At 67.0% G+C, this 17516-nt stretch carries 19 protein-coding genes; 5 read left to right on the top strand and 14 right to left on the bottom strand.

The window, feature by feature from the left end; genetic code table 11:
- Positions 1-187 precede the first annotated feature (187 nt).
- From rpsO to rimP, 9 genes are all read right to left on the bottom strand, one after another.
- Complete coding sequence (gene rpsO, locus PPZ50_RS02130) at positions 188-457, bottom strand: 30S ribosomal protein S15 (protein ID WP_056455357.1); 270 nt, start codon at positions 455-457, stop codon at positions 188-190.
- Positions 458-469: 12 nt separating this feature from the next.
- Complete coding sequence (gene truB, locus PPZ50_RS02135; protein ID WP_066692397.1) at positions 470-1477, bottom strand: tRNA pseudouridine(55) synthase TruB; 1008 nt, start codon at positions 1475-1477, stop codon at positions 470-472.
- Positions 1477-2052 carry a thymidine kinase gene (locus PPZ50_RS02140; RefSeq protein WP_066692399.1) on the bottom strand — a complete coding sequence of 192 codons (576 nt, stop codon included), beginning with the start codon at positions 2050-2052 and terminating at the stop codon, positions 1477-1479. Before PPZ50_RS02140 ends, truB begins: the two co-directional genes overlap by 1 nt.
- Complete coding sequence (gene rbfA, locus PPZ50_RS02145) at positions 2053-2460, bottom strand: 30S ribosome-binding factor RbfA (RefSeq protein ID WP_066692401.1); 408 nt, start codon at positions 2458-2460, stop codon at positions 2053-2055. It abuts the gene before it with no gap.
- A 3-nt stretch (positions 2461-2463) separates the two neighbouring features.
- Positions 2464-2976 (bottom strand): hypothetical protein, encoded by a 513-nt coding sequence (locus tag PPZ50_RS02150; protein WP_126012478.1) that lies wholly within the window; start codon positions 2974-2976, stop codon positions 2464-2466.
- An 89-nt stretch (positions 2977-3065) separates the two neighbouring features.
- A complete protein-coding gene (gene infB / locus PPZ50_RS02155) occupies positions 3066-5927 on the bottom strand; it encodes a translation initiation factor IF-2 (RefSeq protein WP_066692406.1) in 2862 nt (953 codons plus the stop codon).
- Between the two features lie 4 nt (positions 5928-5931).
- The gene (locus PPZ50_RS02160) at positions 5932-6687 is read right to left on the bottom strand and encodes a DUF448 domain-containing protein (protein WP_066692408.1); all 756 of its coding nucleotides are present in this window, start codon (positions 6685-6687) and stop codon (positions 5932-5934) included.
- Complete coding sequence (nusA, locus tag PPZ50_RS02165; RefSeq protein ID WP_066692412.1) at positions 6668-8290, bottom strand: transcription termination factor NusA; 1623 nt, start codon at positions 8288-8290, stop codon at positions 6668-6670. Before nusA ends, PPZ50_RS02160 begins: the two co-directional genes overlap by 20 nt.
- Position 8291: 1 nt before the next feature.
- On the bottom strand, positions 8292-8852 hold the full coding sequence (gene rimP, locus PPZ50_RS02170) for a ribosome maturation protein RimP (protein WP_066692415.1): 561 nt from the start codon (positions 8850-8852) through the stop codon (positions 8292-8294).
- Between the two features lie 187 nt (positions 8853-9039).
- Between rimP and PPZ50_RS02175 the strand changes: the two genes are divergently transcribed.
- Both PPZ50_RS02175 and PPZ50_RS02180 read left to right on the top strand, forming a co-directional pair.
- A complete protein-coding gene (locus PPZ50_RS02175; RefSeq protein WP_198158590.1) occupies positions 9040-10206 on the top strand; it encodes a PQQ-dependent sugar dehydrogenase in 1167 nt (388 codons plus the stop codon).
- A 7-nt stretch (positions 10207-10213) separates the two neighbouring features.
- Positions 10214-10630: a DUF6508 domain-containing protein gene (locus PPZ50_RS02180; RefSeq protein ID WP_066692422.1), complete on the top strand. Its 417-nt coding sequence runs from the start codon at positions 10214-10216 to the stop codon at positions 10628-10630.
- On the opposite strand, the gene PPZ50_RS02185 is transcribed toward PPZ50_RS02180, so the two are convergent.
- Positions 10613-11032, bottom strand: coding sequence for a DUF1810 domain-containing protein (locus PPZ50_RS02185; protein ID WP_066692425.1), 420 nt, complete (start codon positions 11030-11032; stop codon positions 10613-10615). The genes PPZ50_RS02180 and PPZ50_RS02185 overlap by 18 nt on opposite strands.
- 114 nt (positions 11033-11146) lie before the next feature.
- Here PPZ50_RS02185 and PPZ50_RS02190 point away from each other — a divergent pair, with 114 nt between their 5' ends.
- Positions 11147-11689 (top strand): hypothetical protein, encoded by a 543-nt coding sequence (locus PPZ50_RS02190; protein WP_066692428.1) that lies wholly within the window; start codon positions 11147-11149, stop codon positions 11687-11689.
- Between the two features lie 132 nt (positions 11690-11821).
- On the opposite strand, the gene ubiG is transcribed toward PPZ50_RS02190, so the two are convergent.
- Complete coding sequence (ubiG, locus tag PPZ50_RS02195) at positions 11822-12496, bottom strand: bifunctional 2-polyprenyl-6-hydroxyphenol methylase/3-demethylubiquinol 3-O-methyltransferase UbiG (RefSeq protein ID WP_420794425.1); 675 nt, start codon at positions 12494-12496, stop codon at positions 11822-11824.
- 146 nt (positions 12497-12642) lie between these two features.
- Between ubiG and PPZ50_RS02200 the strand changes: the two genes are divergently transcribed.
- Positions 12643-13890 (top strand): aspartate kinase, encoded by a 1248-nt coding sequence (locus PPZ50_RS02200; RefSeq protein ID WP_066692430.1) that lies wholly within the window; start codon positions 12643-12645, stop codon positions 13888-13890.
- 158 nt (positions 13891-14048) lie between these two features.
- Here PPZ50_RS02200 and PPZ50_RS02205 read toward each other — a convergent pair whose 3' ends face one another.
- Positions 14049-14465 carry a secondary thiamine-phosphate synthase enzyme YjbQ gene (locus tag PPZ50_RS02205; RefSeq protein WP_126012554.1) on the bottom strand — a complete coding sequence of 139 codons (417 nt, stop codon included), beginning with the start codon at positions 14463-14465 and terminating at the stop codon, positions 14049-14051.
- A gap of 89 nt (positions 14466-14554) precedes the next feature.
- On the opposite strand from PPZ50_RS02205, the gene PPZ50_RS02210 reads away from it, so the two are divergent.
- Positions 14555-15541: an NAD(P)H-dependent flavin oxidoreductase gene (locus PPZ50_RS02210; RefSeq protein ID WP_084401733.1), complete on the top strand. Its 987-nt coding sequence runs from the start codon at positions 14555-14557 to the stop codon at positions 15539-15541.
- A 445-nt stretch (positions 15542-15986) separates the two neighbouring features.
- Here the strand turns inward: PPZ50_RS02210 and PPZ50_RS02215 are convergent, their stop codons facing one another.
- Together PPZ50_RS02215 and PPZ50_RS02220 are read right to left on the bottom strand one after the other, a co-directional pair.
- Positions 15987-16379, bottom strand: coding sequence for a hypothetical protein (locus PPZ50_RS02215; RefSeq protein ID WP_066692436.1), 393 nt, complete (start codon positions 16377-16379; stop codon positions 15987-15989).
- 95 nt (positions 16380-16474) lie between these two features.
- Positions 16475-17488, bottom strand: a complete 1014-nt coding sequence (locus PPZ50_RS02220; protein WP_066692439.1) for a polyprenyl synthetase family protein — start codon at positions 17486-17488, stop codon at positions 16475-16477.
- Positions 17489-17516: the final 28 nt, after the last annotated feature.

Below are 17516 nucleotides of genomic sequence, written 5' to 3' on the forward strand. Positions count from 1 at the left end.
AGTGAGCCGGTTCGGCTCGGACGGCGCTACCGAATTGTAGCGCGGTCTTATCGGTTTTCGTACCCCGGCGAAGGCCGGGGTCCAGTTGGTGTGGTTAGCGTGGAATGCGCTGCCGCGCATCGGTTTTCCTGGATCCCGGCCTCCGCCGGGATGACAAAAAGGGCGGCCTTTTGGGCCGCCCTTCCCGTCACTTCCGAAGGCCGAGCTTCGCGATCAGCGCGCTGTAGCGCTCCGCGTCCTTCTTCTTCAGATAGTCGAGCAGCGAACGCCGCTTGTTGACCAGCATCAGCAGACCGCGACGCGAATGATTGTCCTTCGCATGGGTCTTGAAGTGTTCGGTCAGGTTCTGGATGCGGGTGGTCAGGATCGCAACCTGCACTTCGGGGCTGCCGGTGTCGCCTTCGGCGCGGGCATGTTCCTTGATGAGGGCCTGACGGTTTTCAGCAGTGATCGACATCGAACGTCCTTTCTATTCGAGGTTGAAGCCGCGGACGACACGGGTTTCCCCGCCTTCGGTCTCGACCAGCGCCACCGGCACATCGTCCAGTGTCGCGAAGCCCAGACCGTCGTCCGCTGCAAACCCGATCAGTCGAAGCCCCTTGCGGAGCCGCCCTGCCTGATCGGGGTCGAGGGACAGAGCCGGGATGTCGTCCAGCCCCGCCCCCAGTGGCAGGAGCGTTTCTTCAAGCGCGTGGCCCTTACCCAATTCCGCCAGTTTGTCCAGCGAAATGGCCGATTGGAGGGTAAACGGCCCGGCCTTGGTCCGGCGGAGCATGGTGACATGGCCGACCGTGCCGAGTGCGAGGGCGATGTCGCGGGCGAGGGAGCGGATGTACGTGCCCTTGGAAACGAAGGCCGAGAGGGTGATTTCCTCCAGCTCCTTCCCGCTCACGGGGAGGGGGACCGCCGGCGCAGTCGGGGGTGGAAGGGGGCTGGCGACATCCACAGCGGTTGCGTTGCGAGGCGATCCCCCTTCACCAGCTTCGCTGGTCCCCCTCCCCGTGCCGGGGAGGATTTGCAGTGAGAACACCGTCACCTTGCGAGTCGCAAGGACCACCTCCTCACCCTTGCGCGCGAGGTCATAGGCACGCTCGCCATCGATCTTCAGCGCCGAATAGGCCGGTGGCACCTGCTCAATCGGTCCGGTGAAGCGCGCCAGCACCGCCTCGACCGCCGCGAGCGTCGGCCGCACCGCCGATTCGGCGATCACCTTCCCCTCCAGGTCCAGCGTATCGGTCTGCGTGCCGAAGCGGATGGTGAAATCGTACCGCTTCGACGCATCGAGCATCCGCCCGGCAAGCTTCGTCGCCTCGCCGATCGCGACCGGCAGCACGCCGCTTGCCAGCGGGTCGAGCGTACCGCCATGGCCGACCTTGTGCTTGCCATAGCCGCCCTCGCGCAGCGCCCGCTTGACCGCCGAAACGACCTGCGTTGATCCCGGCCCCAGCGGTTTGTCGATGATGATCCAGCCGTGCATCAGCGCATCGCGTCGCAGAAATGGCGGCGGCACAGCGCGACATAGCGGTCGTTGCCGCCGATCTCGGTCTGCTGCCCGTCGCGGACGGCGTGGCCCTGTGCATCGACGCGCAGGTTCATCGTCGCCTTGCGTCCGCAGGTGCAGACCGATTTCAGCTCGATCAGCGCGTCCGCAATCGCCAGCAGCCGTGCCGAGCCGGCGAACAGCTCGCCGCGGAAATCGGTGCGCAGGCCGTAGGCGAGGACCGGCACGCCGAGATCGTCGGCGACCTGCGCCAGCTGGTCGACCTGAATGGCAGAGAGAAACTGCGCCTCGTCGACCAGGACGCAGCCGACCGCATGCTGGCGGTGCTGGGCGGCCACGCTTTCGAGCAGGTCGGTGTCGGCATCGAACGGGGTCGCGGGGGCGGACAGGCCGATGCGCGAGCCGATCGTTCCCGCGCCCTCGCGCGTGTCGATCGCGGCGGTGAACAGCAGAGTGGTCAGCCCGCGCTCGCGATAGTTGAAATCGGCCTGCAGCAACGTCGTCGATTTGCCGGCGTTCATCGACGCATAATAGAAATAGAGCTTGGCCACTCAGCCCTCGGCCTCACCCTCGCCCGGCTCCAGATCGCGGGCGACCTTGGGATCGCGCAGCAGCTGGTCGATACGGGTGCCTTCGTCGAAGCTCTCGTCGATCAGGAATTTCAGCTTGGCGGCATATTTCAGGTTCACCCGCCGTGCGACCTCCGACTGGAGATAGGCGGTGTTGGTCCTGAGCGCCTTGAGCACGACCTGCTCGTCCTTGCCGAGGAACGGCTTCACGAAGACGGTCGCGTGGCGCAGGTCGGGCGACATGCGGACTTCGGTGACCGAGACGAGATGCTTTTCCAGCACCTCGTCATGCACGTCGCCGCGCGCGAGAATGTCCGACAGGATGTGGCGGACCTGTTCGCCGACGCGCAGCAGGCGGACGGAGCGGGTTTCGGGCGTGGTGTCTGACATGATCTAACCGAATTGACAGTGGAACCAGTGGCTGTCGAGTCGCTGGCACCAGATGGTGTTGTTGCCGAAGATGTTTCGAATGTCGGCGGCGACCGGTCCGCCGTTCCAGCCGCGTGCAGCTGCAATGCGGTCGGTGGGGTCGTGAACGATGCCGGCCCATTCGCCATTGACGCCGATGATGGTGCGGAAGGCGGTGCGCGGCGGAGCACGGAAGATGCCGGTAATGCCAGTCGGTATCGGACCACCGGCCAACGCCCCGTCAAAGGCGGCACGGTCGGACCGGAGCATCATCCACGACGGTGCGACATGCGACCAGTAGAGGACATGATTGGCTGCGAACGCCGCGAACATCAGGGAAAGGACGGGAACGAACACCAGCAACAATGCCGGGATGCCCGCCGATCGCCAGCGCCATGCCTGAACGGCACCTTCCAGCATGAGCGCCGGCCACGACGTGGCCAACACCGGCACGACAACCAACATTGCAGTGCCCGACAGGGCATTGGCGACGAACAATGCCGCCGCCCCGCCGATCACCCATGCAACCGCGAAACGGAGCCGAGGGCGAAGCGTGGCGGCAAGGGTTGCCCCCTGCCGCCCGTTACTCACAGCGTGCGATCGCGCAGTTCGACTTCGTAGGTTTCAAGGAAGTCGCCCGCCTTGATGTCGGTGAAGTTCTGCGTGAACGTGACACCGCATTCGAGGCCTGCGCGCACTTCGGGGACATCGTCCTTGAAGCGACGCAGCGACGCGATCTCACCCTGATAGATGATGACGTCGTTGCGCGTGATGCGCGCCTTGAGCGCCTTGCGGATGATGCCTTCGACCACCAGGAGCCCTGCGGCCTTGCCATGCTTGCCCGCCGAGAAGACCTCGCGGATTTCGGCGCGGCCGACGACCGTTTCGAACGCTTCCGGACCCAGGGTACCGGCCATGCCCGCACGGATATCGTCGGTCAGCGTGTAGATGACGTCGTAGTACTTCAACGCCACCTTGTTCCGCTCGGCAATCTCGCGTGCCTTCGCATTGGGACGCACGTTGAAGCCGATGATCGGCGCGCCGCTAGCCGCTGCCAGCGTCACGTCGCTCTCGGTGATGCCGCCCACGCCCGAATGCAGGATGCGCACCCGGATATCGTCGGTCGAGATCTTGTTGAGCGAGCCGACAATGGCTTCGACCGACCCCTGGGTATCGGCCTTGACCACCAGCGGATATTCGATCGCCTGCTTCGACTTGAGCGCGGAGAACATGCTCTCGAGGCTGGCCGGCGCCTGGGTGGTGCGCTTCTGGAGCAGCACGCCCTGACGATATTCGGCGACCTCACGGGCGCGTGCTTCGCTCTCGACGACCTGCAGCGGATCGCCCGCCATCGGCACGCCCGACAGGCCCAGCACCTCGACCGGAGTCGACGGGCCGGCTTCCTTCACCTGACGACCCTTGTCGTCGATCAGCGCGCGGACCTTGCCGCTTTCCGCGCCGACGACGAACACGTCGCCGACCTTCAGCGTACCGCGACGGACCAGCACGGTCGCGACCGGACCACGGCCCTTGTCGAGCTTCGCCTCGATCACGCTGCCTTCGGCGGCGCGGTCGGGGTTGGCCTGCAGTTCGAGCAGTTCGGCCTGAAGCTGGATCTTGTCGATCAGCTCCTGCAGACCGGTCTTCTTGAGCGCCGACACTTCGACGTCCTGGGTCTCACCACCCATTTCCTCGACCTGCACGTCATGTTCGAGCAGGCGTTCGCGGATGCGCTGCGGGTTCGCCTCGTGCTTGTCGACCTTGTTGATCGCCACGATCATCGGCTTGCCGGCGGCGCGGGTGTGATGGATCGCCTCGATCGTCTGCGGCATCAGCCCGTCATCGGCGGCGACCGCGAGGATCACGATGTCGGTCACGTCGGCACCGCGCGCGCGCATTTCGCTGAACGCTTCGTGGCCGGGCGTGTCGAGGAAGGTGATCTTCGACTTGTCCTTCATCGTCACCTGATAGGCGCCGATATGCTGGGTGATGCCACCGGCTTCGCCGCGCACGACATCGGTGCCGCGCAGCGCGTCGAGCAGCGACGTCTTGCCGTGGTCGACGTGACCCATGATCGTGACGACCGGCGGACGCGGACGCAGCGCTTCGGCCGAATCCTCGGTCGTGTCGAGCGCGAGGTCGATGTCCGAATCGCTGACGCGGACGATGTTGTGGCCGAATTCGGTCACCAGCAGTTCGGCGGTGTCCTGATCGATCGTCTGCGTCATCGTGACGGGCATGCCCATCTTGAACAGCGTCTTGACGAGGTCGGCACCCTTTTCCGCCATGCGGTTGGCGAGTTCCTGCACCGTGATCGCCTCGGGCACCTGCACGTCGCGGACCTGCTTGACCTGCGGCTCGCGCGGGCCGCCAAAGCCACGCTTTTCCTTTTCCCGCGCACGCTTCAGCGCGGCGAGGCTGCGCGAACGCGCCCCGTCGTCGCCCAGCGCACGGGTGACGGTCAGCTTGCCCGACTGGCGGCGATCGTCGCCCTTGCGGTCACGCGACGGTGCGGCACCCCGCGCCGGTTCGTTGCGACGCGGAGTCGCCTGACCGGTGCCCGACGGAGTCGGACGTGCCGTCTGACCACCGGCGGCCGGACGTGCCGTAGCGGCGGCCGGAGTCGGCGCAGGCGCCGGTTCGGGCTTGGGCTGCGGCTTGGGGATCTCCGGACGCTGCACCGGGGTGAAGCGACGCGGCGCCGGCCGGTTGGGGTCGGCGGTCAGGATGATCGGCTGCGGCGCGGGAGCCGGAGCCGGTGCGGGACGTGGCGCGGGCTTCGCCTGCACCGGTGCCGGGGCGGGCTTCGCCTCGACCGGAGCGGGCGCAGGTGCGGGCGTCGGCGCAGGAGCCGGCGTGTCCGCAACCGGTGCCGGAGCCGGCGTCGCCTCTACCGGAGCAGGCGCAGGGGTCGGTTCGGGCGCAGGCGTCGGCGCGGCCTCGACAGGCTTCGTCGCGGGCGCTTCGGCGGCCGGGGTCGGTTCGGGTGCTGGAGCCGGCTTCGGCTCGGACGCGGCACGGGCCTTTTCCTCGGCGCGCGCACGTTCGGCCTCGGCGGTTTCCCGCGCGATCCGTTCGTCGCGACGACGATTTTCCTCGGCCGCGTTCATGCGGGCCTCTTCGGCCTCGCGCAGCAGCTTGGCCTGCAGCTCGTGGCGCGAGAGGCCGGCATTGCTGCTGGCCGCCGGGCGCGGTGCGGGGGCCGCCGGAGCGGGAGCCGGCGCGCGCTGCGGGGCGGGTGCCGCCGCTTCGGGGGCGGCCTGCTGTTCGGTGCCCTGCTGTTCCTCGCCGGGACGGCCGAGCACGCGGCGGCGCTTCACCTCCACGACCACCGTATTGGAGCGGCCATGGCTGAAGCTCTGCTTCACCTTGCCGGTCTCCACGGTGCGCTTGAGGCCGAGCGGCGCGCGGGTGCCCAGCTTCGGCTTGTCGTTGTCGATGTCGCTCATCCGGTTACTCAGAGTCCTGCTTCAATTGGTCGACGCCCATGTGTCCGGCATCGTCCATGCCGGAAAATTGCGCCGTCGATGCGCCCTGCGAAGGTGTTTCGCAAGCCGCAGGGATAGGTTCGGGTCCGATAAAGTGCAGCCAGCGGGACAGCGCGTCATTGGCTCGCTGTGCCGCCCGTGCGTCGGTCAGGCCGACATGTACCACATTTTCGCGCCCAAGCGCCAATGACAATATGGTGCGTGGGACCGGCAATGCCAATCCCTTGCGCCCGGAACCTTCGTCATCGGTTCCGACACGCCATGCCTGTGCCAGTTTCCCGGCGCCGTCGGGGGCGGCGTCGGACGCATGGTACAGCGCGTACAGCCTGCCGCTACGCGCCGCCTTATCGATCGCGGTGCCGCCGATGACGACGAAGCCGGACTTCGCCTCCAGCCCCAGCCGGTCGAGCGCATGCCGCCGAAGCGCATCCTCGACCAGTTGCGGCAGGTCGGCCGGAATCGTCAGCGCCGCGCCCTTGAACGCCCGCGCCAACGCGCCCTTCAGCTTCCCCTTGGCCATCGCCGTTTCCAGCTCGGCCCGGCTCACGCCGATCCACGCGCCACGGCCGGGGGCCTTGGCACGCACATCGGGCAGCACGTCGCCATCGGGCGACAGGGCGAGCCGCACAAGCCCGTCGCGCGAGCCATGCTCACGCGACAGGATGCAGCTGCGCTCGGGGCTGTCGGTTAGCCGCGCGGTGTCATTGGTCGGATTCCGCAACTGCGTCCTCCGATTCTTCGGTCGCCGCGTCTTCATCGGCGAACCAATGGGCGCGGGCGGCCATGATGATCTCGTTACCCTGCTCGTCGCTCAGGCCATATTCGGCGAGGATGCCGCCCTTGGGCGCTTCGCGCTTCGGGGCATCGTCGCCGCGACGGCGCGGTTCGGCCTTCTTCTTTTCGACCAGTTCGTCGGTCGCGAGGTCGGCGAGATCGTCGAGCGTCTTGATGCCGGCCTTGCCGAGCGTGACCAGCATCGCTTCGGTCAGGTACGGCAGTTCGGCCAGTGCATCCTCGACGCCCAAAGCGGTCCGCTCTTCGCGAGCGGCCTGTTCGCGGCGTTCGATCGCTTCCTGCGCACGGCTCTGCAGCTCCTGCGCAAGGTCTTCGTCGAAGCCTTCGATGCTCGCCAGTTCCTCGATCTCGACATAGGCAACTTCTTCGAGTTCGCCGAAGCCTTCGGCGACCAGCAGCTGCGCCAGCGTCTCGTCGACGTCGAGCTCCTTCTCGAACATGCCCGAGCGTTCGATGAATTCCTTCTGCCGCTTTTCCGACGCATCGGCTTCGGTCAGGATGTCGATCGCCTTGCCGGTCAGCTGGCTGGCGAGGCGGACATTCTGGCCGCGACGACCGATGGCGAGCGACAACTGATCATCGGGAACGACGACTTCGATGCGGTCCTCTTCCTCGTCCAGCACCACGCGCGCGACGTTCGCCGGCTGCAGCGCGTTGACGACGAAGGTCGCGGTGTCGGGCGACCACGGGATGATGTCGATCTTTTCGCCCTGCATTTCCTGCACGACCGCCTGCACGCGGCTGCCCTTCATGCCGACGCAGGCGCCGACCGGATCGATCGAGCCGTCATGCGAAATGACGCCGATCTTGGCACGCGACCCCGGATCGCGGGCGGCGGCCTTGATCTCGATGATGCCGTCGTAGATTTCGGGCACTTCCTGCGCGAACAGCTTCTTCATGAAGTCGGGATGCGCGCGGCTGAGGAAGATCTGCGGACCGCGGTTTTCGCGGCGGACGTTCAGGATCAGCGAACGGACGCGGTCGCCGACGCGGACGGCTTCGCGCGGGATCTGCTGGTCGCGGCGGATGACGCCTTCGGCGCGGCCGAGATCGACGACGACGTGACCGAATTCGACCCGCTTGACGACGCCGGTGATGATCTCACCCTGACGGTCCTTGAATTCTTCGAACTGGCGCTCGCGCTCGGCGTCGCGGACCTTCTGCAGGATGACCTGCTTCGATGCCTGCGCCTGGATGCGACCGAATTCGATCGGGGGCAGCGGATCGACGATATAGTCGCCGACGGTCGCGCCCTTCTGAAGCCGCTGCGCGTCCTTCTCGCCGATCTGCTTGAAGTGATCGTCGACCAGTTCGACGACTTCGAGCACGCGCCACAGGCGAAGGTCGCCGGTCTGCGGATCGAGCTTCGCACGGATGTCGTTTTCCGACCCGTAGCGCGTCTTGGCGGCGCGCTGGATCGCGTCCTCCATCGCCTCGATCACGATGGCCTTGTCGATCATCTTTTCCGATGCGACCGAATTCGCGATCGCGATCAGTTCCGCCCGGTTGGCGGTGACGGCGGTGGCCATGTCAGTTCAGTCCTTCTGCGTCAGCCGGTTCGTCGTCGGCAGGTTCGTCTTCGAATTCGTCGGCACCCTCGGCAGAGAGCGGCGCGGTCGCCTTGAGCAAGGCGTCGGTAATCAGCAGCTTGGCATCGATGATCGCGGCGAAGGGGACGGTCATCGCCTTGTGCTTGCGCACGTCGATGCTGACCTGATCGCCGTCGGTGCCGAGCAGGATGCCGGTCAGCTGCTTGCGATTGTCGATCGGGGCGTCGAGCGTCACGCGCGCCTCGAACCCCTTCCAGTCGTCATAATCGGCAAGGCGCGTCAGCGGCCGGTCGATGCCGGGCGACGATACCTCCAGCCGATACGCCTCCTCGATCGGGTCGTTCTCGTCGAGTAGGTCGGAGATGCGGCGCGACAGTTCGGCGCAGTCGTCGATGGTCAGCTGGCGCGTGTCGGGGCGTTCGGCCATGATCTGCAGCGTCGGGTCCGACTTGCCGCCCATCATCTTCACGCGCACGAGCGCAAAGCCCAGCGCCTTGGCCTCCGGTTCGATCAGTCGCGTCAGTTCGGCGATATCCGCCATGCCGTCTCCATCAGATGCACCGCTTCGTTGCCGGTCCCTGTCGGGGCCGGCCTCGGCACGTTGGCGATGTCGAGGAAGCACGGTCCATATATGTAAAAAACCATGTCCGGGCAAGGGGCGCCGGATCGACCCCGCCCTGCGGCGCGTTGCCGCAGGCAAGAACGATGCTCTCGAGAGGATTCCCGTGATGTTGCCATTCCATGCGCTGATCCCCGCCGCGATGTTGCTGGTCGCGTGCAACGGCGGCGGGGCCGATGCGCCGGGCACGGTGTCGCCCGCGCCGACCGCCACTCCGACGCCCACGCCCTCCCCGACCGCCACCACCCCGACCGGCGGGGTGCCGTTCGCGACTCGCGAGGTCGCGACGTTCAACGCACCTTGGGCGATGACCTTCCTGCCCGACGGACGGATGCTGGTGACCGAAAAGGGGGGCACGCTGGTGCTGGTCAGTGCCGATGGCAGCCAGAAGACGACCGCCGCGACGATCCCGGTCGATTCGGCGGGGCAAGGCGGGCTGATGGACGTGGTCCTCGCCCCCGACTTCGCCAGCAGCCGGCGGGTGTATCTGAGCTATTCGGTGGCGGGTGACGGCGGCAAGGGCGTGGTGCTGGCGCGCGGGGTGCTCGACGGCAATCGGGTGACCGGAATCAGCGAACTGTTCCGCGCGACGCCGTTCGTCAGCGGCGACGGCCATTATTCGGGCCGCATCGCCTTTGCCCCCGATGGCCAGCACCTGTTCTTCACCAATGGCGAACGGCAGAAATTCGATCCGGCACAGGACCCCAAGGCGACCCTGGGCAAGGTGCTGCGCCTGACGCTCGACGGAAAGCCCGCGGGCGATCCGGGACTGACAGCCAAGGGCTTCCATCCCGCCGTCTGGTCGTACGGCCACCGCAACCTGCTGGGCATCGCGTTCGACGCGCAGGGCAATTTGTGGGAGCAGGAAATGGGGCCGAAGGGCGGCGACGAGGTCAATCTGATCCTGCCCGGCCGCAATTATGGCTATCCTTTGGTGTCGGAGGGGGACCATTATGACGGCCGGCCGATCCCGCGCCATTCGACCCGCCCCGATCTGGAGGCGCCCAAGGTCGCGTGGAACCCGGTGATCTCGCCGGGCGGGCTGATCGTCTATTCGGGCAAGCTGTTCCCGCAATATGCCGGCGACCTGTTCATCGGCGGCCTGTCGAGCGAGGCGCTGGTCCGGGTCGATGTCAACGGCACCAATGCCGCCAAGGGCGACCAGTGGCCGATGAACGCCCGCATCCGCGAGGTGGAGGAAGGGCCGGATGGCGCGATCTGGGTGTTGCAGGACGGGAGCAATGCCAAGCTGCTGAAGCTGACTCCGCGCAGCTGACGCCGCCATGGTCGATCGCCTGCCGCCGCCCGACCCCGTGCCGCTCGCGCCGTTCGCAGCGGTGTTCGCCGATCCGGGGTTCGCCTTCGGATCGTGGGGCGGCGGCGGATCGACCGATGGGGTGGTGGAGATGCCCTATTTCCAGCTGTCGGCAGAGGCCGGGGCCTTCGTCCAGGCGGCCTATGCCGCGCATTGGGTACGACCGGATATCGATTGGTCGACCTTTGCGGGCAGCGAAGCCTATCGGTCGCTGCGAGACGATCCGGCACGGGTCGCCATGGCCGATACCGACCTGCTGGCAAGGATGCTGACGATGCTCATCCGGGGCGATCGGTTCAGCGAGGGGTTGCTCGCTGCCGCCTTTGCGGACGGAACCCTGCCCGCCATCGCCCGGCGTATGGCGGTGTTAGCCGAGCAGGCGTAGCGTCACCGGGTCGCGCGCGCCTGCGTAAAAAGCGTCGAGGACTGCGGCGAAGCGCGGTTCGGTATTCGCCGTCGCACGCTCGAACAGGGTCATCGACGAGCGCAGCTTCATCGCGTCGATGCTGCCGAGGATGGCGACGATATCCTTGCCGCGATGTGCCAGCAGCGCCTCGGCCGATTCGACCAGCCGCGCGCCGAGCACCGGATGGGCCAGATACGCCCGCGCCTCGGCGAGATCGGCGATGCCATAGGTCTCAGCCATCGCGCTCTGCCCCAGCCCGCGCAGCTGCGGAAAGATGTACCACATCCAGTGGCTGCGCTTGGCCCCGGCGCGCAGTTCGGCGAGCGCGGTGGCATGGTCGCGCTGTTGCGCGATGACGAAGCGGTCGAGCGATCCGGTCATCGGTTCCAGATGGGCACGCGCCGTACCAAGATCAAATTTCTGACAACGCTGACGGTTGATCGGAAGATGTGGATACGATTACGATGGCCGCCTATAATTTCCTTGGGAGGGGATATGCACAAGAGCTGGATGGCGGCCGCGCTGGTTGCCATGGTCGCCGCGCCGGTCGTCGCGCAGAGCGCCGAGGACATGGCCGCCAAGGTCATCAATGCACCGATGCCGGCGAGCCTGAACGTCTATGGCCTGCCCAAGCCGCCGCTGACCCGCGTCAAGGAAGTCGATGGCGGCAAGGTCATCCGCCTCGCCATTCCCGGCGCCGACAAGGATGCATGGAAGATCCAGCTCCAGTCGCCGACCACCGAACCGGTGAAGCAGGGCGACCGCCTCGTCCTCGCCTTCCACGCGCGCGCACACGGCATGGCGCCGGGCACCAAGGCGCGGATCGCGGTGGCCGGTATCCAGCTGAACAAGGAACCGTACAGCCAGGTCATCGGCGGCCCGATCGAGGTCGGCGAGGCGTTCGAGTTCCATCAGGTGACGGGCAAGGCGGATCGCGACTATGCGGCGGGCGAGCTGATGGCGTCGTTACAGCTGGCGACGGGCAAGCAGGTGTTCGAGTTCGGGCCGATGTTCGTCATCAACCTCGACAAGAAGTGACTGCCGGGGGCCGATCCGCCTGACCCGCAAACGTCATTCCAGCGCAGGCTGGAATCTCCCGGTGGCAGCACGCAGCAAGAGCCGCGGGAGACCCCAGCCTTCGCTGGGGTGACGTACGGTTCGGGTCGGAGATCAGCCCCGCGTCGCGGTCAGGAAATAGTCGAGCGCGATATCGTCGGACAGGGTGAAGCCGCGCGCGGCGGAGAAGGACAGGCCGGCGGGCGGCGACACCGTCATCCCCGCCGCCTGCAGATGCGCGGTCAGTTCCGGCGGGGTGAGGAACCGGTCCCAGTCGTGCGTGCCGCGCGGGATCATGCCCGTCCCCTCGGCGACTGTAATCATGGCGAGGCGCGACAGCGCGGTGCGGTTGGGCGTCGACACGACCAGCAGCCCGCCCGGTGCGACCGCATCGGCCAGCCCGCGCACGAAGGCGGCGGGGTCGGCGACATGCTCGATCACCTCCAGCGAGGTGACGAGGTCGAACTGCCGCCCGGCGATCGCTTCCACGCCACCCGCCAGATACTCGATCGACAGGCCGGTGAGCGCCGCATGGGCGGCGGCGGCCCCGATATTTTCGGGCGCGGCGTCGACGCCGGTCACCTGCCCGCCCAACCGGGCGAGCGGTTCGGCGAGGAGCCCGGCGCCGCAGCCGACATCGAGCACCGTCTTGCCGGCCAGCGGCGTGAAGCCGGCCGCATCGCCGTCCCAATGCGAATCGATCGCCGCGCGGAGGTACGCCAGCCGCACCGGGTTCAGCCGGTGGAGCATCGCCGAGCTGCCCTTCGGGTTCCACCAGTCGGCCGCCATCTCGCCGAAATGGGCGGCTTCGCGCGCGACGACGCTTGATTGCGTGGGCGCGGCTTTTTCGGACATAAAGATTGCGTTGCTTGCGTTCGTCATGGCGCTCTCCTATCAGCCGCCGCCATTCCCCCCAAGGATGAATGGCAAAACGCATGGCGCGGATCGTGATGAAGTTCGGTGGCACCTCGATGGCGGGGATCGAACGTATTCGCAACGTCGCCCAGCGCGTGAAGCGCGAGGTGGAGGCCGGCAACCAGGTCGCAGTGGTCGTGTCGGCAATGGCGGGCGACACCGACCGGCTGGTCGGCTTCTGCCGCGAGGCATCGGCGCTGTACGACCCGCGCGAATATGACGCGGTGGTGTCGTCGGGCGAGCAGGTGACCAGCGGGCTGCTGGCGATCGCACTCCAGGCGATCGGCGTGCCGGCGCGCTCGTGGCTCGGCTGGCAATTGCCGATCCGCACCAGCGACGCCCATGCGACCGCGCGGATCGAATCGATCGACACGGCCGCGCTCGACGAGTCGCTCGCCAAGGGCGAAGTGGCGGTGATCCCTGGATTCCAGGGCGTGACCGACGCCAACCGCATCACCACGCTGGGGCGCGGCGGGTCGGACACGTCGGCGGTGGCGATGGCGGCGGCGATGCAGGCCGATCGCTGCGACATCTACACCGATGTCGACGGCGTCTATACTACCGACCCGCGGATCGTGCCGCGTGCGCGCAAGCTGGCGCGGGTGACGTACGAGGAAATGCTCGAACTCGCCTCGGTCGGGGCGAAGGTGCTGCAGACCCGCTCGGTCGGGCTGGCAATGAAGGAAAAGGTCCGCGTGCGCGTGCTGTCGTCGTTCGACGATACCCGCGACGAGGACGGTTATCGTGGAACGCTGATCGTCGGCGAAGAGGAAGTGACGGACATGGAACGGCAGCTCATCACCGGTATCGCCCACGACAAGAACGAGGCGAAGATCACGCTGGTCGCGGTGCCCGACCGCCCCGGCGCGGTGGCATCGATCTTCGCGCCGCTGGCCGGCACCGGCATCAACGTCGACATGATCGTGCAGAACATCGCCCATTCGACCGGGTCGACCGACGTGACCTTCACCGTGCCGTCGGCCGAACTGGCCCGCGCGCTCGACACGCTGGAAAAGGCGAAGGACGATATCGGCTTCCAGAAGGTGCTTCACGACACCCGCGTCGCCAAGGTGTCGGTGGTCGGCGTGGGCATGCGCAGCCATGCCGGCGTCGCCTCGACGATGTTCACCGCGCTGGCCGACCGCGGCATCAATATCCAGGCGATCACCACGTCGGAGATCAAGGTCAGCGTGCTGATCGAAGAGGATTATACCGAGCTCGCGGTGCGCGTGCTGCATACCGCCTACGGGCTGGACGCGGAGGGGTAAGCTCCGAGCGGGACGTTGCAAACCCGGTCCGTTCGTCCTGAGTAGCCATTGAGCGCAGTCGAAAGGGCGTATCGAAGGACATGTGCTTCGATACGGGTCTTCGACAAGCTCAGTCCCTACTCAGCACGAACGGTTTGGTCCCAAACACCAGAACGTCATTATTCTCCGATCAGGTGGACAGCGATCCTTCGCCGGTGCGCCGCGCGGCGGTGTTCGAACAGGTAGATGCCCTGCCACGTGCCGAGCACCGGGCGGTGGCCGATCACCGGAATCGACAGCGATACGTCGGTCAGCGCGGTGCGCAGATGGGCGGGCATGTCGTCCGGCCCCTCCTCGTCATGGGCGTAGCGGTCGCTTTCGGGCGCGATGTGGCGGAAATAGCGTTCGAGGTCGTCGCGCGCCGCCTCGCTGGCGTTTTCCTGTACCAGCAGCGAGGCGGAGGTGTGGCGGCAGAACAGGGTCAGCAGCCCGCTGGCGATGCCGGTCGAATCGACCCAGTGCCGCACCTGTCCCGTGATCAGCACCAGCCCCTGTCCGTTGGTGGTGACCACCAGCTCGCCATGTTCCTGTCGCATCATCGTCCCTGCTTGCCCGAAGCGGTCGCCCCGCGCTAGGCGGAGGGATGACCAACGCATCGATCGGCGCCGAGCGCCTGGAGCGCCGCATGGCGCGCGGCTGTGACTTCCTGGGCTCCGAAACCGCGATCCTGTGCGGCGCGATGTCGTGGGTGAGCGAGCGCAACCTCGTCGCCGCGATTTCCAATGCCGGCGGGTTCGGCGTCATCGCGTGCGGGGCGATGACCCCCGAGCTGCTCGATGCCGAGATCGCGGGGACCAAGGCGCTGACGAGCAAGCCGTTCGGCGTGAACCTGATCACCATGCACCCGGCGCTGTTCGACCTGATCGAGGTGTGCGCGCGCCACCGCGTCACCCATGTCGTGCTGGCCGGCGGGCTGCCGCCCAAGGGGTCGCTGGAGGCGATCAAGGCGACCGGTGCCAAGGTCATCGCCTTTGCGCCTGCCCTTGCGCTGGCCAAGAAGCTGATCCGGTCGGGCGCCGACGCGCTGGTGATCGAGGGGATGGAGGCCGGCGGGCATATCGGCCCGGTTTCCACCAGCGTGCTGGCGCAGGAAATGCTGCCCGAGGTCGCGGACCAGGTGCCGGTGTTCGTCGCCGGCGGGATCGGCCGGGGCGAGGCGATCGCCGGTTATCTCGACATGGGCGCGGCGGGGGTGCAGCTCGGCACGCGCTTCGTCTGCGCGACCGAATCGATCGCGCACCCGGCGTTCAAGAAGGCGTTTTTGCGGGCGTCGGCGCGTGATGCGGTCGCCAGTGTCCAGATCGACCCGCGCCTGCCGGTGATTCCGGTGCGTGCGCTGAAGAATGCCGGGGGCGAGCTGTTCACCGCCAAGCAGCGCGAAGTGGCGCAGATGCTGGACGAAGGCGGCGTGGCGATGGCCGAGGCGCAGTTGCAGATCGAACATTATTGGGCGGGCGCGCTGCGCCGGGCGGTGATCGACGGCGATGTCGAACATGGCAGCCTGATGGCCGGGCAGTCGGTCGGCATGGTGACGAAGGAGGAACCGGCGGCCGAGATCATCGCGACGCTGATGGCCGAGGCGGCGCAGGCGCTGGAGAAGCGGGCGGCCTGAGGGTCAAAGTTCACTAAGTTCACACTAGCCACGGTTTTGCGCGTGGCGTTTGCGGGTGCCGCGACGGGCGGGCTCAGCCCAAAGTTCACCAAGTTCACACTCGCGGCGAGTTTGCGCGCGCCGTGGCGTTTGCCGTGGTGGCGGGCGGGTGGCGGTCACGATGGGAAAGAGCGTGACGGCAGCGTGGCAGGGTGTGGGCGTGTAGGAAAGCCGGCATTGGCGTGACGTCGATCTCGTGCGGCGTCTGCTGCGTGCTGTTACCGGGAGACCCCAGCCTGCGCTGGGATGACGTTCGTGGTGGGCGGATTTTCGTCGCCCCCCGCCCCTTCACCCCGGATTTCTACTGCCGCCGTAGAAGAAGCGGGACCCCGGGTCAGGCCCGGGGTGACGGGTGGGGCTGGCTATTGTGCCAGTCGACCGGCGCGGCGTTGGGGTGACGCGCGCTTCAAGCCGGCCCATCCTCGCGCAACCAGGCCAGCGCCGCTTCGCGCGAATCGAACATCCGCAGGTGCGGCAGCGCACGTTTCGCCTGCATCGACAGCAGCGCGCTGCTGCGGACCAGCGCGATCTTGCGCGAGGTGGTGCGCGACCGGTCGGCGATCTCGCCCAGCGCGGCGAGGACTTGGGGCGACTGGACGGCGAAGCCGGTAATGTCGAACAGCGCGACCTGCTCGCCCGGACGGACGCCCAGCGCCGGCAGGCGCGTCACCGCATCGCGGATCCCTGCGCCGAAGCGCTGGACGGTGTCGAGGTCCCAATGGCCGAACAGCGCGAAGTCGAGCATCCACGGCGCGGAGGTGATGGCTCCGCGAAAGGCGGGATCGTCGGCGATACGCATGGGAGTCCTGTGCATGGCGGCGCCCGTCGTGTGGCACGGGCCGCAATGTCACAGCATATTGTTTATAAAGCGTTTCTTAAAGAATCGTATCCGTTTCAGTAGGCCCGGCGGATGGCGAATTCGACCGCTTCGATCATCGCATCCTTCGCCGGACCATTGGGAAAGCGGCCGATGGCGTCGATCGCCCGCTGCCCATAATGCCGCGCCCGCGCGAGGGTGTCGTCGACCGCGCGGGTCGAACGGATCAGGGTGATGGCATGCGCCAGATCGGCGTCAGACGCCCGCTTGCCCGACACCGCGTCGCGCCAGAAGGCACGCGATTCCTCGTCGCCGCGGGCATAGGCGAGGATGACGGGCAGCGTCATCTTGCCTTCGCGGAAATCGTCACCGGCGTCCTTGCCCATGGTGTCGGCGTCGGAGACGTAATCGATCGCATCGTCGACCAGCTGGAACGCGATGCCAAGGTTGCGGCCATAGGCGTCCAAGGCGGCCTCGTCGGCGTCGGAGCGGTCGGCGACGATCGCGGCGATGCGGCAGGCGGCGGCGAACAGCGCCGCGGTCTTGGCCCCGATGATGTCGAGATAGCGATCCTCGGGCGTGTCGATGCGGCGGATGGCGGTCAACTGGTTGACCTCCCCTTCCGCGATCACGGCGGAGGCGCCCGACAGGACGCGCAGCGCCTTCAGGCTTTCCGCCTCGACCATCAGTTCGAAGCTCTTGGAAAACAGGAAGTCGCCGACCAGCACGCTGGCGGGATTGCCCCAGATGATGTTGGCGGTGCGCTTGCCCCGGCGCAGGTCGGACCCGTCGACCACATCATCGTGCAGCAGCGTCGCGGTATGGATGAATTCGACCGCCGCCGAGAGCAGGTGGTGGCGCGTGCCACCATAGCCAATCAGCTTGGCACAGGCGAGCGTCAGCATCGGCCGCATCCGCTTGCCCCCGCCGGCGATCAGGTGACCGGCCAGTTCGGGGATCAGCGGGATTTTCGACTGCATGCGATCAAGGATCACCGCGTTGACGCGGTTCATGTCGTCGGCGACCAACGCCATCAGCGGATCGAGGGAGGGGTCGGTCCGCTTGTCGAGGCGGTGCAGGGTAGCCGTCATGTCCCAGCGATGTGGCGGTTCACGCTCT

Source organism: Sphingomonas hankookensis (genome assembly GCF_028551275.1).
Taxonomy (GTDB): Bacteria; Pseudomonadota; Alphaproteobacteria; order Sphingomonadales; family Sphingomonadaceae; genus Sphingomonas; species Sphingomonas hankookensis_A.